Consider the following 1,510-nt stretch of genomic DNA (forward strand, 5'->3'; position numbering starts at 1 on the left):
GACGAGCTGGGTGTTCTGTTCGCTGACGAGCAGTTCGCGAGCTTGTTCCCGGTGAGAGGTAAGCCTGCCTGGTCGCCGGGGCGGCTCGCGATGGTGCTGGTGTTGCAGTTCGTGGAGGGGCTGACCGACCGGCAGGCCGCTGAGGCGGTGCGGGCTCGGATCGACTGGAAGTTCGCGCTGGGGCTGGAGCTGACCGATCCCGGCTTCGATTTCTCAGTGCTCTCGGAGTTCAGGGACCGTTTGGCCGGCGGGGATGCAGGGCGGGAAGTGCTGGACGCGATCCTGGTCGCGGCTCAGGAACGGGGACTGGTCGCCGCTGGTGGGAAGGCGCGGACCGACTCCACGCATGTACTCTCCTCGGCGCGTGAGCTGAACTGGCTGGAGCTGGTCGGAGAGACCTTACGGGCGGCGCTGAACGCGGTGGCCCGCGCGGAGCCGGAGTGGCTGAGGGCACGTGCTGTGCCGGACTGGTTCAAGCACTACGCGACCCGGATCGAGGACTCCCGCTTCCCCAGAGCCCAGGCCAAGCGTGTCGAGGTGGGCCGCCGGATCGGAACGGACGGCATGTGTCTGCTGCGTATGGTCTGGGCGGACGACGCGCCGCCTGCACTGCGGGCACTGCCGCAGACGGAGGTCCTGCGCAAGGTGTGGGTCCAGCACTTCCACCTGGTGGAGGGTGAGGTGGAACGGCGGGACCCAAAAGACCGCCCGCCAGGCGCGAAGCGCCTGGTGACCCCGTATGACATCGAGGCCCGCGGCAGCGTCAAACGCGACACGATGTGGGACGGCTACAAAGTCCATCTCACCGAGACGTGCGAGCCGGATGCGGTGCACCTGGTCACGAACGTGACCACCACCCTCGCCACCGTCCCCGACGACCGGATGGCCGCCGTCGTCCACACCGGCCTCGTGAGGCGGGGCCTGCTGCCGGACGAACACTGGGTCGACGCGGGCTACGCCAACTCCAGTGCCCTGGCCGCCGCCCGCAGCGATCACGATGTCGCCCTGCACGGACCACTGCCGCCGGTGACCGTCACCCAGGCCCGTGGCGAGGGCATCTACGGACAGGATGCCTTCACCATCGACTGGGACAACCAGCACGTGACCTGCCCGAAAGGGATCACCAGCACCCAGTGGCACCACCGCCGCTCCGAAGAACAACTGCCCGTGATCCGAGTCCGTTTCTCCCCTGCCGACTGCCGCACCTGCCCCAGCCTCCGGGACTGCGTGAGCTCGCCGAAAGCCCAGCGCCGGGAGATCACCTTGCGGCCCCGCCACGAGTACGAAGCCCTCCACCAGGCCCGGCAGCTACAGGCAACCGACGACTGGAAGGACCGCTACAAGATCCGCGCCGGGGCCGAAGGGACCATCTCCCAAGGAGTGCAAGCCTGCGGCCTGCGCAGATCCCGCTACCGCGGCCTCGACAAGACCAGCCTCCAGCACCAGCTCACCGGCGCGGCGATCAACCTCATCCGCATCAACGCCTGGCTTACCGACACACCCCGCGCCC

1 protein-coding gene is annotated in these 1,510 nt (G+C 68.5%); it reads left to right on the plus strand.

The window, feature by feature from the left end:
* Positions 1 to 1,510: IS1182 family transposase (locus ACFWP7_RS42580; protein ID WP_384394034.1), on the plus strand; the 1,510-nt coding region annotated here is incomplete at both ends.

This window comes from Streptomyces sp. NPDC058470 (assembly GCF_042721055.1).
In the GTDB taxonomy this organism is placed as follows: Bacteria; Actinomycetota; Actinomycetes; order Streptomycetales; family Streptomycetaceae; genus Streptomyces.